The 19,394-nt window shown below is 69.0% G+C and carries 10 protein-coding genes; 8 read left to right on the plus strand and 2 right to left on the minus strand.

The features are described 5' to 3' along the window. Window positions 1-30: 30 nt before the first annotated feature. The 5 genes from ACFWN1_RS14045 (at window position 31) to ACFWN1_RS14065 (ending at window position 14,555) form a co-directional block, all read left to right on the plus strand. Entirely contained in the window at window positions 31-1,419 is a 1,389-nt protein-coding gene (locus tag ACFWN1_RS14045) for an FAD-dependent oxidoreductase (protein ID WP_384361047.1), read from the plus strand. A 388-nt stretch (window positions 1,420-1,807) separates the two neighbouring features. After that, the gene (locus tag ACFWN1_RS14050; protein WP_384361050.1) at window positions 1,808-3,298 is read left to right on the plus strand and encodes an integrin alpha; all 1,491 of its coding nucleotides are present in this window, start codon (window positions 1,808-1,810) and stop codon (window positions 3,296-3,298) included. 117 nt (window positions 3,299-3,415) lie between these two features. Then, window positions 3,416-6,967: a LamG domain-containing protein gene (locus ACFWN1_RS14055; RefSeq protein ID WP_384361053.1), complete on the plus strand. Its 3,552-nt coding sequence runs from the start codon at window positions 3,416-3,418 to the stop codon at window positions 6,965-6,967. A 159-nt stretch (window positions 6,968-7,126) separates the two neighbouring features. After that, complete coding sequence (locus ACFWN1_RS14060; RefSeq protein WP_384361055.1) at window positions 7,127-14,047, plus strand: RHS repeat-associated core domain-containing protein; 6,921 nt, start codon at window positions 7,127-7,129, stop codon at window positions 14,045-14,047. Then, window positions 14,034-14,555 (plus strand): SMI1/KNR4 family protein, encoded by a 522-nt coding sequence (locus ACFWN1_RS14065; protein ID WP_384361057.1) that lies wholly within the window; start codon window positions 14,034-14,036, stop codon window positions 14,553-14,555. Before ACFWN1_RS14060 ends, ACFWN1_RS14065 begins: the two co-directional genes overlap by 14 nt. Before the next feature lie 518 nt (window positions 14,556-15,073). On the opposite strand, the gene ACFWN1_RS14070 is transcribed toward ACFWN1_RS14065, so the two are convergent. Then, on the minus strand, window positions 15,074-15,358 hold the full coding sequence (locus ACFWN1_RS14070) for a tyrosine-type recombinase/integrase (protein ID WP_384361060.1): 285 nt from the start codon (window positions 15,356-15,358) through the stop codon (window positions 15,074-15,076). A gap of 288 nt (window positions 15,359-15,646) precedes the next feature. Here ACFWN1_RS14070 and ACFWN1_RS14075 point away from each other — a divergent pair, with 288 nt between their 5' ends. Next, complete coding sequence (locus ACFWN1_RS14075; protein ID WP_384361063.1) at window positions 15,647-16,474, plus strand: rhomboid family intramembrane serine protease; 828 nt, start codon at window positions 15,647-15,649, stop codon at window positions 16,472-16,474. A 10-nt stretch (window positions 16,475-16,484) separates the two neighbouring features. On the opposite strand, the gene hemE is transcribed toward ACFWN1_RS14075, so the two are convergent. Then, window positions 16,485-17,552, minus strand: a complete 1,068-nt coding sequence (gene hemE / locus ACFWN1_RS14080; protein ID WP_384361066.1) for a uroporphyrinogen decarboxylase — start codon at window positions 17,550-17,552, stop codon at window positions 16,485-16,487. Between the two features lie 98 nt (window positions 17,553-17,650). On the opposite strand from hemE, the gene ACFWN1_RS14085 reads away from it, so the two are divergent. Together ACFWN1_RS14085 and ACFWN1_RS14090 are read left to right on the plus strand one after the other, a co-directional pair. Beyond that, entirely contained in the window at window positions 17,651-18,334 is a 684-nt protein-coding gene (locus tag ACFWN1_RS14085) for a DUF3000 domain-containing protein (RefSeq protein WP_384361068.1), read from the plus strand. Window positions 18,335-18,640: 306 nt separating this feature from the next. Next, window positions 18,641-19,306: a LuxR C-terminal-related transcriptional regulator gene (locus ACFWN1_RS14090; protein ID WP_384361071.1), complete on the plus strand. Its 666-nt coding sequence runs from the start codon at window positions 18,641-18,643 to the stop codon at window positions 19,304-19,306. Window positions 19,307-19,394 lie beyond the last annotated feature (88 nt).

Consider the following 19,394-nt stretch of genomic DNA (forward strand, 5'->3'; position numbering starts at 1 on the left):
TCAGGCTCGCGCGCCCCGTAGCGTGCTCACATGGACAAGCGTGAGGGGCCGGAACGGCTGGTCGTGATCGGTGGCGACGCCGCGGGGATGGCCGCGGCGTCGCAGGCACGCAGGCTGCGGAAACCGGACGAGCTGGAGATCGTGGCGTTCGAACGCACCCACTTCACCTCGTACTCGGCGTGCGGCATCCCGTACTGGGTGGGCGGCGCCGTCGAGGACCGCGATCAGCTGATCGCGCGGACCCCCGAGGAGCACCGGGCGCGGGACATCGACCTGCGGCTGCGCACCGAGGTCACGGAGATCGACGTGGCGGGGAAGCGGGTGCGCGCCCATGACCTGGAGTCCGGCACCGAGTCCTGGACTTCGTACGACAAGCTGGTCATCGCCACCGGGGCTCGGCCGATCCGACCGGACATGCCGGGGGCGGACGCGGCCGGGGTGCACGGGGTGCAGACCCTGGACGACGGCCAGGCACTGATCGACACGCTGGCCGGTACGGAGGGCCGGCGGGCGGTGGTCGTCGGCGCGGGCTACATCGGCGTGGAGATGGCGGAGGCGCTGCTCCGCCGTGGGTTCGAGGTCACGGTGGTCAACCGGGGCGCGGAGCCCATGGCGACGCTCGATCCGGACATGGGGGTCCTGGTGCGGCGGGCCATGGAGGGCCTGGGCATCACGATGGTGGACGACACCGAGGTGACCGGCTTCGCGACCGGCGCGGACGGCCGGGTCCGCGCGGTGGAGACGCGGGACGCGGAGTACCCGGCCGACGTGGTCGTGCTGGGCATCGGCGTGGAGCCCCAGACCGGCCTCGCGCGTGCGGCGGGCCTGCCGCTGGGCGCCCGCGGCGGACTCCTCACCGACCTCGCCATGCGGGTGCGCGGCCACACGGACATCTGGGCGGGCGGTGACTGCGTGGAGGTGCTGAACCTGGTCTCACGGCAGGAGCAGTACATCCCGCTCGGCACCCACGCCAACAAGCACGGCCAGGTCATCGGCACCAACGCCGGCGGCGGTTACGCCACCTTCCCCGGTGTCGTCGGCACGGCGGTCAGCAAGGTCTGCGAACTGGAGATCGCCCGCACCGGCCTGCGCGAACGCGACGCCGACCGGGCCGGGCTCCAGTACGAGTCGGTCGTCATCGAGTCGACCAGCCGGGCCGGCTACTACCCCGACGCCTCCCCCATGACCGTCAAGATGATCGCCGAACGGGACACCGGCCGCCTCCTCGGCGTCCAGATCGTCGGCGGCGAGGGCGCGGGCAAACGCGTCGACATCGCGGCCGTGGCCCTGACCGCCGCCATGACGGTGGAGCAGCTGACGTCCCTCGACCTCGGCTACGCACCACCCTTCTCCCCGGTCTGGGACCCGGTCCTGGTAGCGGCCCGGAAAGCGGTACGGAAGGTACGCGCAAGCCGGTGACGGCAACTTCGCCTTCCCTTTACCAGGGCATGGCGATCTGGCCCCATTGATCTCGGGAGGGTAATCCGGGCCCAAAATATCCCAGGTCGAGAGCTGCCGAACCACGCGTTGCTGAGCGGCAACATCGCGGCACGAAAAGCGGCCAAACCGAATACACCGGACAGTGGCGTGAATTCACCCCACACTTGTCATTTCCGGTGCAATTCAAGCGAGAATCGTGGATTACCTGTGAGTATCTTCACAGCGTGAAGCCGGATTGTGTATTGCCGGTGCACTCCACGTGAAGAGATGATCCCTTGACCTTCTTTAGGGATTCATTAGCTGCGGAGTTGTTGTGGCGCGGGTGGGGAAATCGGGTCGCGGCACTGCCGCGACCCTGTTCGCAGGGGTGCTGCTCGTATGGGGACTCGGAACGGGCGGGACGCCGGCCGCAGCCGCCGTCGCGTGTCCGTCGGGTGTCGAGTCGGACTTCAACGGGGATGGCGTCAGGGACACGGCGATCGCCGACCCGGAGGCGACCGTCGACGGTGTGGCGCGGGCGGGTGCGGTGCACATCGTCTACGGCGGCGGTAAGGGTACGGCCAGCATCTCCCAGGCGCCCGCCAACGTCCCGGGCGCACCCGAGACCGGTGACCAGTACGGCTACTCCCTTGCCGTCTACGACGCAGACCTCGACGGCTGCAGCGATCTGGTGATCGGCGCCCCGTACGAGGACATCGGCACCGTGCCCGACGCCGGTGGCGTACACGTCGTCTACGGCTCGACGAGCGGGCTGAACGCGGGCAGCAGGCCTGTCAAGGAGTTCTACCAGGGCACCGACAAGACGCTGGGCGGTGCCCCGGAGGCCGACGACTGGATCGGTTACGCGGTCGCGGCCGGCAAGACCTCGGCGGGCCAGCCGTACCTGCTCATCGGCTCTCCGGGGGAGTCTCTGGGGACCATCGAGGACGCCGGCGCCTTCTACTACGTGAGCGGCACCGCTCAGACGGTCACCATGACCACCCAGGACACGGAGGTCGCCGGTTCCGTGGCCGGTGCGGCCGAACGGGACGACCGGTACGGGTCCACACTCGCCGCCACCCCGACCCACTTCGCGGTCGGCGCACCCGGTGAGGCGCTCGGTACCGTGACCTTCGCGGGCGGGGTGGGCCTCTTCACCCACGCCCTCACCTCCGGTTACCCCAAGCCCACCGGGGCGCTCGCGCAGGACAGCGACAACGTCACCGGTGGGGAGGAGGTGGGCGACCAGTTCGGCGCCGCGCTCGCGCTGGTCCCCTACCGTCCGTCCGGGGCGACCTCGACCACCGAGTCGCTGATCGCGGTCGGCGTCCCCGGCGAGGACCTGTCGACCACCGTGGACGCGGGAGCCGTCCAGATCTTCCGGCTCGCGGCGAGCGGCGCGTACACCGAGACCGCGTGGGTCGACCAGAACGCCGCCGACGTGGACCAGGCGTCGGAAGCCGGCGACTTCTTCGGCCAGCGGCTCACCGCCGTCAACTCCGCCCCGAACTCCACCTCCACCGCGACGAACACCCGGCTGGCGGTCGGCGTTCCCGGTGAGGAGTCGTCCGAGGAACACCCGGAGAAGGGCGGCGTACAGATCTTCCCGATGGTCGGCGCCGCCGGCGCCTCGGACCAGTGGATCGAACCCGGCTACGGCATTCCGTCCGCCGCTGCCCCCCGCATGCTCACCGGTCTCTCCCTCGGCGCGACCCCGTCGCTGCTGTACGTCGGTGTGCCCTACGGCCCCGCCGAGGGCCGGGCGGTCTACGGCTTCCCGTGGAACGTGGCCGCCGGCGGCGCGCCGACGCAGACGTTCAGGCCCGGAGCAGACGGCCTTCCGGTCGAAGGCGTCGCCTTCGGCGCCACCGTCCGCTGAGACGAACTCCGCCTGCACCGGGCAGCTTCACACCAAGGGGAGACGCGACACGTGTTCGCAGGACGACAGAGACCGATACGGCGATGGGCGCTGGGACGTGCCGCCGTCGCGACGGCCATGACCGGTGCGGTGGTGGGCGGCCTGACGGTCCTTCCGCACAGCGGTGACGCGGCGACCCCGCAGTCACCGGTCGCCGCCGGTCGGCCGGTGCAGACCGAGCAGCAGGCGCTGGCCGCCGCGAAGGACAGCGGCCGGACTACCGAGGTCCTCGGACTGCGCACGGAGCGCAGGGAGGTCTTCGCTGCCCCGGACGGCACGTTCACGGCCCGGGAGTACACCGATCCGGTGCGTACGGTTCAGGGCGGTAAGTGGGTCGATGTCGACGCGACCCTGGTGAGGCGCGCGGACGGCAGTTGGGGGCCGAAGGCGGCCACGGTCGGTCTCTCGTTCTCCCCGGGCCGTGCGGCTCAGCCCTTCGTGACGATGCGTCGGGCCGGGCGGACGTTCTCACTGACGTGGCCGTACGGCGAGCTGCCGGAGCCGCGTGTGGAGGGCGACACCGCGACGTATGCGGACGCGCTGCCGGGTGTGGACCTCACCGTGCGGGCCGAGGCGGACGGCTTCGGTCATCTGCTGGTGGTCAAGACGCCGGAGGCGGCCGCCGATCCGAGGCTGGCGAGGCTCGACCTGGGCATGGCCACGGACGGCCTGAGGATCTCGGAGAACGGGTCGGGGGCGATCGTCGCCGAGGACTCCGCGGTGGGCGGCACCGTCTTCGAGGCGGGGAAGCCGGCGATGTGGGACTCGGCAGCCGTGACGGAGGCCGCGGCGAGGACCGCCGGGCCGAAAGCGGTTGCGAAGTCCCTGAAGCCGGCCGCGGCCGACGTCCGCGACGCGCCCCTCGGTGGACCCGGGGGCGGTGGGCGTGTGGCGCGGCTGGACGTGGAGGTGACCAAGGACAAGCTGAGCCTCGTCCCGGACCAGGAACTCCTCCGGGACGAGGACACGGTCTTCCCGGTCGTCATCGACCCCATCCAGCGCACGACGTCGCGTACGTCGTGGACGGGTGTGATGTCGGGGATGCCGAGCGAGCAGGACTGGAAGTACTCCGGCAGTGCGGGCGCGGGCAAGTGCCCCACCGACTACAACCCCGTGTCCTGCAACGGTGTCGGCGTGCGCCGGGTGATGTTCACGATGCCGATGTCCTTCTACAAGGGCAAGCAGATCCTGGGCGCCACCTTCTCGGCCCGGGTGGAGCACATCTACAGTGCCTCGCCGACGGCGGAGCCGATCCAGCTCTACCGGATAGGCGGACAGAACTACAGCCTGTCCTCGTCGAGCAGTTGGTCGAACACCTCCGACGACTGGGACGATCATCTGCAGACGGTCGACAAGGCGATCTCCCCCACGTCCTGCTCCAGCCAGGCCAATCTGAACTTCGAGAGCGGTGCGACCGGTGAGCTGACCAGCGAGGTCAAGACGGCCGCCGCGGCTGGCTGGAACTCGATGACACTGGGTCTGCGGGCCGCGGACGAGTCACGTTTCGCGGAGTGGAAGCGGATCTGCGGCAACGCCTATCTGTCGGTCAAGTACAACAACCTGCCCCGTCAGATCAAGAAGTCGGACATGTACACCGATCCTGGCGGCCTCTGCAAGTGGGGATCGAGTCGGGAGTACACCGATGTCCCGCCCATGCTGCAGGCCATAGCGAGCGACCCGGACCACGGCGACGGCCAGACCGACAAGGTGAAGGTGGAGTTCAGGGTCGAGTGGACCGACCCCGCCACGCGCGAGGCCAAGTCCTACACCTACCTGAGCCCCGACTGGCTGTCCCCGACCACCGGTACGAAGTTCACGCACACGGTGAAGTCGTCGATCCCGCAGAACACCGTCATCTACTGGAGCGCCCGCGCCTACGACGGTGACGGCTACGGTCCGTGGAGCTACGACGGCGACGCCGCACAGCGCTGCGAGTTCATGTACGACAAGTCGTTCCCGGGCAAGCCGAACGTGCTGTCCAAGGAGTATCCGTCCGACACCGTGTACCACGACGGCGTCGGTACATACGGCACGTTCAAGTTCGCGCCGAACCCGAATGACTCCATCCCGGACACCGACGTCGTCAAGTACCTGTACGCCTTCGACAGCGACGCCACTCCGGCGGCTTCTCTCCTTCCTTCCGCGCCGGGTGGTGCGGTCTCCACGCAGTGGATGCCGACCCGGGCGGGCCGGCACTGGGTCGACGTGATCGCCGTCGACCGGGCCAACCACCCGAGCAGCAAGGCGCACTACGAGTTCCTGGTGAGCGAGGGCACACCGGTGGTGGCTCAATGGAACCTCGCCGACCAGGCGGGCGATGTCGAGGCACACGACGAAGGCGGGGAGTTCTCCGCGACGGCCGGGAGCGCGGTCAGCTTCGGAGCGGACGGCCCCGGTGGCAAGGCCGACCGGGCCGCGCGCTTCGACGGGACCCCCCAGTCCTATCTCGACGCCTCGGAGACGGTGCTGGACACCACGAGGAGCTTCAGCGTCAGCGCATGGGTGAGACCCACCGCGCTCGACAAGAACATGGCGGTGGTCAGCCAGGACGGCACCGGCGAACCCGGCTTCACCCTGGGCTACGACGCCGCGGCGGGCACCTGGAAGTTCTCGGTACCCGTCAATGACGTCGACTCGCTCGGCGAGTGGAAGGCCGTCACCACAGGCGTGACGCCGGTCAAGGACCAGTGGGTCCTGCTGACGGGTGTGTACGACGCGCAGAAGACCGAGGGCCCCGAGCTGCGGCTGTACGTCAACAAGGACTCGAAGGCGTTCACCGGACGCCGGTCGGCCTGGAAGTCGTACGGTCCGCTGCAGATCGGCCGCGCCACCGCCAAGAGCGGCTACCGCGACCACTTCACCGGCGATCTCGCGGAGGTGCGGGTCTTCGACCGTGTCCTGCCGTCGGCACAGGTCGCGGAGCTGATGACGGTCAGGCCGGAGCGCAAGGGCTACTGGCAGTTGGACGCCGCGACCGGCAACACCGTCGCGGATACCGGTGGCGGCCAGGCGCTGACCCTCGCGGGCAACGCGAGGGTCTACCGGCCGCTCGATCCGCTGTTCGACATCGCGGCCCTGGTCGGGGACGGCAACCTGGTCCTGGACGGTGACGGGGACTACGCGTCCACCGCGACGGCGCCGGTGTACGGAAACAGCAGCTTCACCATCTCCGCCCGAGCCCAGCTCACCTCGCTCGACCCGGAGAAGTCCCAGACGGTGTTCTCGTTGCCGGGCGCGAACGCCAACCGTGTCCAGGTGCGGTACCAGGCCCGGACACAGCAATGGGAACTCGCCGTCGCCAGGACCGATGCCGCCGCTCCGCAGGTCGTCACGTTCTCGGACAACCAGGAACTGCCCGACACCGGCACTTCCGGTCAGCACCTGGCGGTCGTCTACGACGCGTTCGCCGACTCGGTCCGGCTGTATGTCGAGGGTCAGCTCGTGGCCGGCGCGTACGGGACGGACAACACACTCTGGCCCGCTACCGGCGGTCTGCAGGTGGGGCGCTCGCTGCGCGGCGCGAGTGAGTACTTCGCCGGTGCCATCGACGAGGTCCGTGTGTACAGCGGTGCCGCGGACCAGGTCGCGGTGCAGCAGATGGCCGCTCTGACCGCTCTGCCGGACATGTGACCCGCCGCCGTCGATCCGTGTGTGGCCGGGCTCCCAGAGGGGCCGGGCCACTCCCTCCTGCGTTTCCCACGGCCGTCATGACCGCTGCCCGTTCATGACGTTCTCCTTCGAAAGGGAGTTGTCCGCATGCTCTTTCGTGGCCGCTCACTGAGCCGCCGCATGCCCAGACGGACGGTCGTCGCCACAGTGCTCGGGCTCTCGCTCGCGCTGTCCGCGTCGTCGGTCCAGGCATTGGCGCTCGACGACGTACGGGGCCGTACCAGCCGCCCCGGCGTTCAGGACGACGGTGATCCCGCCGAGGGACATGACGCCAGATCCAAGACCCGCCCCTCCGACCCCGCTCGTGGAGCAGCGGTCAGGGGGCTGGACAAGGCGGTGTGGCCCGAGCAGGGCAGCGCCGAGGTGAAGACGGGGGCCTCCGCACGGGTGGGTGGGCTGCCGGTCGAGATCGCCGCACCCCGGGCGAAGACGAAGGTCACAGCCGGTACGCGTGCGGCCTCCTCCGCTGCCCCGGACAAGGTGCGGCTCGACGTACTCGATTCTCAGCGCGCCGCTGAGCTCGGCGCCGGTGTCCTCCTCGGCGTCGAGCGCGCGGATGGCGAGAGCCGCACGGGCAAGGTCCGGCTGACGGTCGACTACTCGAGGTTCGCGGAAGGCTTCGGTGGTTCCTACGCCTCCCGTCTGCGCCTGGTGCAACTCCCCGCCTGCGCAGCCGTCAGCGCGCCGGGCAGTAAGGGCTGCCCCGAGCAGCCGAAGGAACTGCCCACGGTCAACGACGTACGAGCGGGCACCGTCTCCGCCGATGTGACGGCCGCTCCCGCGCCTCCCGAGGGGGTGTCGGCCATGGCGGCCGGCGCGCGCTCCCTCGTGGCCGTCGCGGCCGGCCCGTCCGGTGCGCAGGGCACGTACAAGGCGACGGCTCTGACGCCGTCGGCGAGCTGGAGTGTGGCGACCTCCTCGGGCGCGTTCAACTGGAACTACCCGATGCGGACGGTACCCACGCCAGGCGGTCAGGTCCCCACCGTAGGGCTGGGCTACTCCTCCCAGTCGGCGGACGGCCGTACATCCGCGACGAACAACCAGGGTTCCTGGGTCGGGGAGGGCTTCTCCTACGATCCCGGCTACATCGAGCGCCGCTACAAGCCGTGTGCGGACGACGGTCACAGCAACTCCGCCGAGCAGTGCTGGGCGTTCGAGAACGCCACGGTCATGCTCAACGGGTCGGCCGGTGAACTGGTCAAGGACGACACCACCGGCGAGTGGCACCTGTCGACCGAGGACGGCAGCAAGGTCGAGAAGCTGACCGGTGGCGTCAACGACGACAACGACGGCGAGTACTGGCGCATCACCACCTCGGACGGCACGGAGTACTACTTCGGCAAGAACCAGTTGCCGGGCTGGGTGAAGGGCAACGAGGAGACCAACTCGGTCTGGACGACACCGGTGTTCGGTGACGACTCCGGCGAGCCGTGCTACAACGCGACCTTCGCCAGTGCCTCCTGCAAGCAGGCCTGGCGCTGGAGCCTCGACTACGTCAAGGACAGCCACGGCAACGTGATGTCCTATTTCTACGGCCGCGAGACCAACTACTACGCGTTCAACGGGAAGACGGACGTCAACGGCACGGCGTACGACCGTGGCGGCTACTTGAAGCGCATCGACTACGGTCAGCGCGACGGACAGGTGTACGCGGCGAAGGCGCCGGCCCGGGTCACCTTCGGCATTGCCGAACGCTGCCTGCCCACCTCCGGCTTCGACTGCGCGGAGAGCAAGCGCACGAAGGCCAACGCGGCCTACTGGCCGGACGTCCCGGTGGACCAGGAATGCAAGTCCGGTACCAAGTGCACTTCGCCCGTCCAGACCTTCTGGACCACCAAGCGGCTGACGTCGGTCGTCACCCAGATACGCAAGGACGCCTCGTCGTACCAGGACGTGGACGCCTGGACCCTCACTCATCTGTTCACGGACAACGGCGACGACTCCAAGACGCTGTGGCTGTCGAAGATCGAGAACGAGGGCCGGGTAGGCACCGCGGTGAAACTGCCGTCCGTCGACCTGTTCGGTGAGCAGCTCGCCAACCGTGTGGACGCGGTCGGCGACAACATCGCGCCGTTCTACCGCTTCAGGCTGTCGATGGTGCTCAGCGAGACCGGTGCACAGCTCGACGTCAACTACGCGCCCGCCGACTGCGCCAAGGCGACACTGCCCAAGCCGGGTGAGTCGACCAAGCGCTGCTACCCGGTGAAGTGGGCTCCCCCGGGCAACGTGGAGCCGATCACCGACTGGTTCCACAAGTACGTGGTCGCGGCGGTCATCGAGACCGACCGTACCGGCGGCAGCGACTCCATGGTCACCCGCTACGACTACCAGGGCGACGCGGCCTGGCGTAAGGCTCAGCCGGACGGCATCACCGACGCCAAGTACCTGACCTGGGGCGGCTGGCAGGGCTACGGCAAGGTCAGGGTCACCAGCGGCTCGGCCGACCGGCAGACGTCCCGCGTCGACTACACGTTCATGCAGGGCATGGACGGCGACAAGGACTCGTCCGGTGCCGCACGCTCGGTGAGCGTGAAGGACTCCACAGGTGCCTCCTACAGTGACGCCGAGGAGTTCAGCGGCCACCAGTTGGAGGCCGCCACCTACGACGGTGCCACGCTGGTCTCCAGGACCATCGACATCCCGTGGAAGCACAACTCGGCGACCCAGACCAAGAGCTGGGGCACCACGCACGCGGTGATCGTGCGCTCCCAGACCGGCCGCGGCTTCAGCCTGAAGTCCGACGGAAGCTGGCAGGAGACGACGTCCACCACGACGTTCGACACCGGTAACGGCACCGGACGCGTCCTCCAGGTGGAGGACCTGGGCGATGTCTCCACCGCCAAGGACGACACCTGCACCCGCACCACGTACGCGGACAACGCGGCCAAGAACATCCTGTCGCTGCCTGCCCGTAGTGAGTCCGTGTCGGTGAAGTGTTCCGCCACGCCCGACCGCAAGACGCAGGTACTGGCCGACGAACGCACCTCCTACGACAACCTCGCGTTCGGCGCCGCCCCCACCACGGGCGACGCCACCAAGACCGAGCGGATGACCGCCCACAACGGCACCACCGCGACGTACCAGGTCACCGGCACCACGACCTACGACACCTACGGCCGTCCCCTGCTGCAGAACGACAGCGGGCAGAACCCGACCCGGACCGCCTACACCGAGACCAACGGCCTGCTGACCAGGACGGACGTCTACGACGCCTACCAGTACAAGACGACCACCGACTACGCGCCGGCCTGGGGCATGTCGAAGGGCCAGACCGACCCCAACGGCAGGCGGACGGATCTCGCCTACGACGCGCTGGGCCGGCTGACCTCGGTGTGGCTGGCGGACCGGACGACGGCCCAGACGCCGAGCATCAAGTACTCCTACAACGTCCGCAAGGACAAGGTCACCTCGGTCAAGACCGAGAAGATCGAGAACGACGGCTCCTACGGCGCCGAGTACCAGTTGTACGACAGCCTCCTGCGCCCCCGGCAGATCCAGACCGAGGGTCCCGACAGCAGCCGGATGGTCGCGGACACCTTCTACGACGCGACCGGCAACGTCGGCAAGACCAACGCGACCTACAACGCCGCCGGAGCGGCCTCGGACGAGCTGTTGCTGGTGAGCAACGGCCAGGTCGGTGCGCAGAGCCTGCTGCGGTACGACGGCCTCGGCCGCCCCACCGCGCAGATCCTCGCGGTCAGCGGCGCCGAGCAGTGGCGCACCACCACGTCCTACGACGGCGAGGTGACCACGGTCGACCCGCCGGTAGGTGGCGTGCCGACCAGGACGATCACCGACGGCCAGGGCAACGTGTCGGAGATCCGCCACTACCGGGGTGCCTCCGCTGCCGCGGGCGTGCCTTTCGACTCGACGAAGTACACCTACAACACCCGCGGGCTGCTGGAGACGGTCACCGACTCCAAGGAGAACGTCTGGCGTTACGAGTACGACCAGCTCGGCCGCAAGACCAAGTCGGTCGACCCGGACGCGGGAACCTCGCGCACCGAGTACGACGAGCTGGACCGGCCGGTCGTCGGCTACGACGGCCGCAACAAGAAGACCTCCACCGTCTACGACAAGCTCGGACGCGTCACGACCACCTGGCAGGGTGACGCCGACACCGGAACGAAACTGACGGAGACGAGGTACGACAAGGCGGGCTGGCTCGGCCAGGCCTGGGCCCACCTCAGCTATGTCTCGCCCACGGAGTACTTCGCCGGCGTCGTCCAGTCGATGGACGAGTTCTATCAGCCGTTGAAGACCGCCTACCAGGTACCCGCGTCGCAGGGCACCGGTCTGGCCGGGACCTATGTCTTCACCAGCACCTACAACCGGGACGGAACCGTGCAGAGCACGGGCCTTCCCGCCATCGGCGACCTGCCTGCCGAGGCACTCACCTACACGTACGACGCACTCCAGCGCCCGATGACGATGACGGGCACGACCTCGTACGTCACCAACACCCGCTACTCCAGGACGAGCCAGCTGCAGCAACTCGAGCTGAACTCCGGCAGCGGCAAGAAGGTCTGGCAGACCTACGACTACGAGAAGGGCACCGACCGGCTGACCCGCTCGGTGACCGACGTCTACGGCGCGACCGCCCCGGCCAAGGAGTCGAACTACTCATACGACCAGGCCGGCAACGTCCTCTCCATCGCGGACACCGCCAACTCCGCGGCCCCGGACGTGCAGTGCTTCGCCTACGACACACGCCGGCGTCTGAAGGACGCCTGGACTCCCGCCGCCACAGCGGCCACCGCGGCGGGTACCGGTACGCAGGGGTCCACCGTCCCGCTCGACGGCAGCGGCCCGAGCGCCTGTGCCTCGGCACCCGGTTCCGGCGCGCTGGGCGGACCGGCCCCCTACTGGAAGTCCTACGAGACCGACGCCATCGGCAACCGTCTCTCCGACACCACCCACGACACCGGGCTCGACGCCACGAAGAACGTCACCCGCGGCTACGAGTACGGCACGGCGGGCGCCCTGGGCGACGGGCCGCACCAGGTCACCAAGATCCAGGAACACACGCCCACCGGCGACAAGCAGTGGACGTACGAGTACGACGAAGTCGGCAGCACCACCAAGCGCACCATCGGGGGTGACGCCCAGTCGCTGGTCTGGGACGACTCCGGCAAGCTCAGTGAGGTCACCGAAGCAGGCGGGTCCAGGACCAGCTACCTCTACGACGGCTCCGGCAACCGGCTGGTCCGCAAGGACCCGACCGGCACGACCGTCTACCTGCCCGGCACCGAGCTGAAGCTCTCGGCCGACGGCACGAAGAGCGAGGCCACGCGTTACTACGAGTTCTCCGGGCAGTCCGTCGCGGTCCGCACCGGGGGCAGGCTGTCCTTCCTCGCCTCCGACCACCACGGCACCGGCGAGCTGGCCATCGACTCAGCGACCGGCGCGGTCAGCCAGCGCCGCTTCGATCCCTTCGGTGTCGAGCGCGGCGCGAAGACCGGCACGTGGCCCGGCGAGAAGGGCTACGTCGGCGGCACCATCGACGCTTCGACCGGCCTGACCCACCTGGGCGCACGTGAATACGACGCGTCCATCGGCAAGTTCATATCCGTCGACCCGATCATCGACTACACGCAGCCACAGCAGATCAACGGCTACGCCTACGCCAACAACTCGCCCGTCACCCATGCGGACCCGAGCGGACTGATCCTCCCTGAGTGCCGGGAGGGCCTGATCGAGTGCAGGGGCGGCATGCCCGTCACGCACTCGGACACGAGGGTCACCCAGGCGCAGTCCGACGTCAGCCGGGCGAGCTCCGACCTCGCCGGCGCGCAGCAGCAACAGGCGTCCGCGAAGCAGCGCATCAAGTCCGCGGGCAAGGCCCTCGTCAAGATCGCCCGGGACATTCTCGGCGTCGACGCCGCACTCGACTGCATCTCCACCGGCGATGTCGGCTCCTGCGGCGAGACCCTGCTCAACATCGCGGGCAGCTTCGCGGGCGGCCTGGCCGGCAAGATCCTGGCCAAGTACGGCACACCGTGGAAGTGGGCCAAGGGCATCAAGCTCGCCAAACGGGTCGCCGGCCTGGTCGGCGATCTGATCGGTGGCGCCAAGAGCTTGTGGAACGCGAGCAAGGCCGTCGGCAAGGCGAGTTCCGCTCTTGCCAAGGCGACGGACAAGCTCGCCGACGCCAAGAAGATGGCCGCCGCCGCTCTCAAGAAGCGCAAGGCATGCCACAGCTTCCTGCCCGGCACGAAGGTGCTGCTCGCCGGGGGTGCCACCAGACCCATCGAGAAGGTCGGGCTCGGCGACAAGGTCGTCGTCACCGACACCAAGACGGGCAAGACGGGCAAGACGGGCAAGACGACGATCCGCGAAGTCGCGGGCACCATCGTCACCGAGGACGACAAGGCATTCGCCGACCTCAGCATCAAGGGCAAGTCCGGCAAGACCGAGGCCCTGATCGCCACCACGACTCACCCGTTCTGGGTGGCGTCGAAGCACGCCTGGATCAAGGCCGGCGACCTCACCCCCGGCATGCTCCTGCGCACCCCGTCCGGCGACACGGCCCAGCTCACGGCCACCCGCCACTTCGAGAAGCGCCAGCGGACACATGACCTGACGGTCACCGGGGTGCATGCGTACTATGTGCTGGCGGGTCCGACGCCGGTCCTCGTTCACAACTGCAACGTAAATGGCGAAGCCGAGGTCAGGATCCCCGACTGGGCCACAGATGAAGAGGCGCAGCAGTTTGCGGACTACGTGGATGCAGCCAATGACGCCATTACGCAGGGGCAGATGTCACCCACTGGTCGGGTTTCTACCGCAGGCTCCATCAGGAGGGAGGCGGCCCGTGAGGCGGCGAGCGAGCGCCGTCGTGCGGCGGCGGCCGGAACTCCCTATTCTGGTGTTGCCGGACATGCGCCGGATGCGATGTGGCTGGGCAGTGGGAAGCCGCCAACCTGGATCGATATGACCAAGCGGGTGAATAGTAGCCTTTCTGCCCAAGGGCAGCGCTGCCCGGTAGGGTGCAGTCCTGGGAGGTTCGTACTAGTGGATAACAGGGGTGGCGGTGTCTGATTGGTCGGCGCTTTTTGCGGAAATGGAAACGGCTAAGCGCAGGCTGGCGGCCAGTGACCGAGATCGGCTCTGGCGTCATGCATCACGTCAGCCTCCGGCCGCATCGGAGCGGATCGCGGACATCGCCACGGTGACGCACTGTCCCGTGGACCCCGAGTATGCCGATTTCCTGCTGCATGCGGACGGTTGGCCGGCCATCTTGCAGGACATCGACCTGTTTGGGACGGGGGACTTCGGCGGTGTCGCTTACGTCGAGGCCGAGGAACTTGTGCGTGTGATCGAGGATGAGGTGGAGATTGAGCGAGGAGATGATTTCTCCCGCTTGATTCCCATCGGTGCGTCGCGAACAGGCATCGACATCCTAGTGATGCCGTGCGCGAGGGGGGATAATCGACCGGCACCGGTTATCTGGCTTGCGGGCGGGGAAATCGAAAGATATCGAACCTTCCCGGATTTCTTCCGGGGGATGATTGCCGAGAATATCGCTGAGGCAGACTCTTTGGCGTGAACTCCCCAGGATTCTGTTCTTTATTTGCGATAGCACATTTGAAGCCCCGTCGGGTACACCCTGGCGGGGCTTCTGCGTGGGATGACGGCAGCAGTTGACGGCAACGTCAGCGGACGAGGGCGGCGCAGGGTGGCGGTTCATCGCCGTCGCCGTTGGTCGTCTCAGTGATCGCCGGGCCGTTGAGCGCGGTGCCGAGGGTGTCGATGGCGTCGCGCTGGAGGCGGAGTCGGACGTGGGCGTAGACGGTGGTGGTGACGCCGATGTGGGCGTGGCCGAGGAGTCCTTGATGACGACGAGTTCGACGCCCTGTTCCAGGAGCAAGGTGGCGGTGGAGTGGCGAAGGTCGCGAAACCGGGTGCGGCGGAGGCCGGCCTTGCGGAGGAGCATGGTGAAGGCACGACTGAGGTTGGTCGGTTCGATCGGCCTGCGCTGCACGTGGTGAACACTTGCCCGCCATGCTGCCATGTGGTGCCCGCGGCCTCACGCTCGCGCTTCTGTTGCTCGTGGCGGAGCTTTAGCTACTGGACGCAGCGGGCGGGAAGGGCGATGCGGCGCTCGGAGGCCCGGGTCTTGGCAAGCAGTGCGGTGAGTCCGCCGGAGTTGGTGCGCTGGAGGGCGCGGCGGATGGCGGCGGTGCCTGCGGTGAGGTCGAGGTCTTCCCGGCGCAGGCCGAGGAGTTCGCCCTTGCGGAGTCCGGTGTGGAGGGCGAGTTCGAACAGCGCGTACAACCGGTGTCCGCGCGTGGCCGCGAGGAACTCGGGCGTGTGCGTGGAGGCCGGAGGCAGGGTAGTCGCCGCCGGCATGGGCTGGATCTGGGAACTCGGGTCGACCTTCGAGGAGTCCTTGGAGCTCGCGATCTGCGCGAGTCGCCCACTGGTCTGCCTATACCCCGACCCGGCGCTCGATCCATGGCCACGAGATGATTTTCGGTAGTCAATCGGCCCGGTCGAGCGCCGTCCGACAGACCCTCTGACCGGTTTGACGGCAGCAGTCGACAGCGGCGGCGGACCACATCGGCGTCCGCCGCCGTCTCGCCGCCGGAGTCGGTCCATGACGCGATTCGCGCTCACCATCCCGGGCACTACTCCTGTGTGGTCATACCCGTCCATGACGTCAACCCCGCGCGCCGCACCCCGTATGTGACGTACGCGCTCATCGCCGCCAGTGTGCTGGCCTTCCTGCTGACGCCCGGGGCGGCCGGGGCTGCGGGTGGGGAGAGTCATGTGGCGCAGCTGTGTCAGTTGCACGCGTTCATGGATCATTACGCGGCGATCCCGCGGGAGATGATCCATCATCAGCTGCCCAGACTGGTGCCGACCGGGCAGGTGGGGACGGGGATGGCCGGGCCGGGGTGTGTGATGGGGGTGCCGGGGTACGACAAGTCGCCGGGGCTGTCGGTCGTCACGGCGATGTTCCTGCACGGCGGCTGGCTGCACCTGCTGGGCAACATGCTGTTCCTGCTGATCTTCGGCAACAACGTCGAGGACCGCATGGGCCATGTCCGCTTCGCGCTCTTCTACCTCGTCTGCGGCTACGCGGCGAGCTACGGCTTCGCCCTGCTGAACGCCGGCTCCGGTGACCCGCTGATCGGCGCGTCCGGCGCCATCGCGGGGGTGCTCGGCGCCTATCTGGTGCTGTATCCGAAGGCCAGGGTGTGGGTGCTGGTGCCGTTCCTGGTCTTCCTGCCGCTCCGGCTGCCCGCCTGGATCGTGCTGGGCTTCTGGTTCGGCCTCCAGGCCGTGTACTCGTCCGGGCGGGGCGTCGAGGCCGGTACCGGGACGGTGGCCTACGCGGCGCACGTCGTCGGCTTCGTGGCCGGGATGCTGCTGGCCTGGCCGCTGAAGGCCGGCACCCCGCCACCGCCGGAGCCGGGCCGCCTGCTGTTCGGCAGGCGGGCGCGGCACCGTCAGGCGTGGTGAGGGGACGAGGTCAGCGGACGCTCGCGGTGTGGACGTAGTCGACCAGGTGGGTCAGCGCGTCCGGCTCGATGTTCGGCATGACGCCGTGGCCGAGGTTGAAGACGTGGCCCTCCAGATTCGCGGCCGCGTCCAGCACCTCCTGCGCCTTCGCCTCGACCGTCCCGCGGTCGGTGAACAGCACCGTCGGGTCGAGGTTGCCCTGGAGCGCCTTGCCGGGGCCGACCCGGCGCGCGGCCTCGTCCAGCGGGACCCGCCAGTCGACGCCGACGACGTCCGCGCCCGCGTCACCCATGAGCTTCAGCAGCTCACCGGTGCCGACGCCGAAGTGGATGCGCGGGACGCCGTACCCCGCGACGGCGTCGAAGACCTTCGCGGAGGCGGGCATCACCGAGGCGCGGTAGTCGGCGGGGGCCAGCGCGCCCGCCCAGGAGTCGAAGAGCTGCACCGCCGAGGCACCGGCCTCGATCTGCACCTTCAGGAACGCGCCCGTGATGTCCGCGAGGCGGTCCAGCAGGTCGGCCCACAGCCCGGGGTCGCCGTACATCATCGCCTTGGCGTTCTCGTACGTGCGCGAGGGGCCGCCCTCGACCAGGTAGCTGGCCAGGGTGAACGGAGCGCCCGCGAAACCGATCAGCGGAGTGGACCCCAGCTCACCGGTGAGCAAGCCGACCGCCTCGGTGACGTAGGAAACGTCCTCCGGGGTGAGGTCGCGCAGCCGGGCGAGGTCGGCGCGGGTGCGCACCGGCTCGGCGACGACCGGGCCGACGCCGGGCTTGATGTCGAGGTCGATCCCGATGGCCTTGAGCGGGACGACGATGTCGCTGTAGAAGACCGCCGCGTCCACGTCGTGCCGGCGCACCGGCTGGAGTGTGATCTCGGTGACCAGCTCGGGCCGCGTGCAGGACTCCAGCATGGGGATGCCCTCGCGCACCTTGCGGTACTCCGGCAGGGACCGGCCGGCCTGGCGCATGAACCACACCGGGGTGTGCGGCACGGGCTCGCGCCTGCACGCCCTGAGGAAGGCGCTGTCGTACGTCGCTGAGGGCTGCTGGCCCGTGGGGATCGCGTTGGCACTCACGCCGGCCAGTCTCCCACGGCCGGTGGGAGAGAAGTGCCGCAGCCCTCGGGGGGTGTCATGCCCTGCGCGAAGGCCCGCTTCCCTTTACTCTTCCCCGCATGGCTGCGGCTCAGGGACGATCGTCGGACGGCGCCGGCGGAATGGACGACGTGAAGGACACGCAGACGGAAGAGAGAGAGGGAGCCGGAGTGCCCGAGGTTCCCCCTGCCTTCAGCGGCGCGGTGGAGGCGCTGCGCGGCGCGCGGCTGCGGCCGCAGGTGGAGGTGGAGCCGACGCCCGCCCCGCAGCGGCTCGCGCCCTACGCGCACGCGCTGGAGGCGGTGGTGACCGAGGGCGAGCAGGAGCTGGCCGACGGCCGGCTGGTGCTGCTCCACGACCCGGCCGGGCACGACGCCTGGCGCGGGACGTTCCGGCTGGTGACGCTGGTACGGGCGGAGCTGGAGGCCGAGATGGCCGCCGATCCGCTGCTGCCTGAGGTGTGCTGGTCCTGGCTGACCGGTGCGCTCCAGTCGCGCGGGCTCACCTACGGGGAGCCGAGCGGCACGGTCACCCGCGCCAGTTCCCACTACTTCGGCGGCCTCTCGGAGCGGCCGGCCGCCTCGCAGATCGAGATCCGCGCCTCCTGGACGCCCATGGAGGGCCGGGGAGGCGTGCCGGACACCGCGGCGCATCTCGCCTCCTGGTGCGATCTGCTGGCCCAGGTCGGCGGGCTGCCCCCCGCCGGGGCGGGCGACGCCTCGGTGGTGACCCTGCCGCAGCGCAGGGGTCCGCAGTCGCGGTAGCCCCCGGTCACATCGTCAGTTCAGCGTCCCGCCGGATCGGCGGGACGCTGCTTTTTGATCACTTCTCGCAGGATCACTTTGTCGATACGGCCACTTTCCGCACTCGAATCGCCTCACCCCGAGCCGATTCGATCTTCGGACGATCGATCGCATGTCCGAATTGCACAGATTATGACTCACTAGATCGTGATCATTCTCTAAAGGCGGACGGGTTTGCTGCCGAAGACGACTGTGACCTTGAAAGCACGGTTCCTCCCGGCTTCCTCCCCACAAGCCGGCCCCCGTCCCCCCCATCCAGGAGGCCTGGTGTCCGTTCTCCTCGAGCAGCCCGCAAGCCTGGTCGCCTACCGCCCGAACAAGCCGACCGCCATGGTGGTCGTGGCCGACCCCCGCGTCCGTTCCACCGTCACCCGCCATCTGTGGGCGCTCGGTGTGCGCGACGTGATCGAGGCCTCGTCCGTCGCGGAGGCTCGTCCCCGCATCGGCAACCCCCGCGACATCTGCGTCGCAGACGTCCACCTCCCTGACGGCTCCGGCCTCACCCTGCTGTCCGAGACCCGCGCCGCGGGCTGGCCCAACGGGCTGGCCCTGTCCGCCGCCGATGACATCGGCGCCGTCCGCAACGCCCTCGCCGGGGGCGTGAAGGGCTACGTCGTCACCGGCACCCGTACCAACATCGGCCTGCCCAGCCGCCCCGGCGCCGCACCCATCGGCTCCGCCGCGGCCAGGATGGGGCACCGCCGTCCGCCCGGTGCCCCGAGCCACCCGGGCGGCTACCGCGAACTGTCCGGCCGCGAGGTCGAGGTGCTCCGCCTCGTCGCGGAGGGCCAGTCGAACAAGGCGATCGGTGTCTCCATGGGCCTGTCCGCGCTGACCGTCAAGAGCCACCTGGCGCGTATCGCCCGCAAGCTCGGCACCGGCGACCGCGCCGGCATGGTCGCGGTGGCCCTGCGCACCGGCATCATCCACTAGCTCACCCAGCTCACCCGACTCACTTGGCTCACCCAGCTCACATTTCCCGGCCTTTCCGGCCCCGACCCCACGCCCTCCCGACCCCCGG

This window comes from Streptomyces sp. NPDC058459 (genome assembly GCF_042721685.1).
GTDB lineage: Bacteria > Actinomycetota > Actinomycetes > Streptomycetales > Streptomycetaceae > Streptomyces.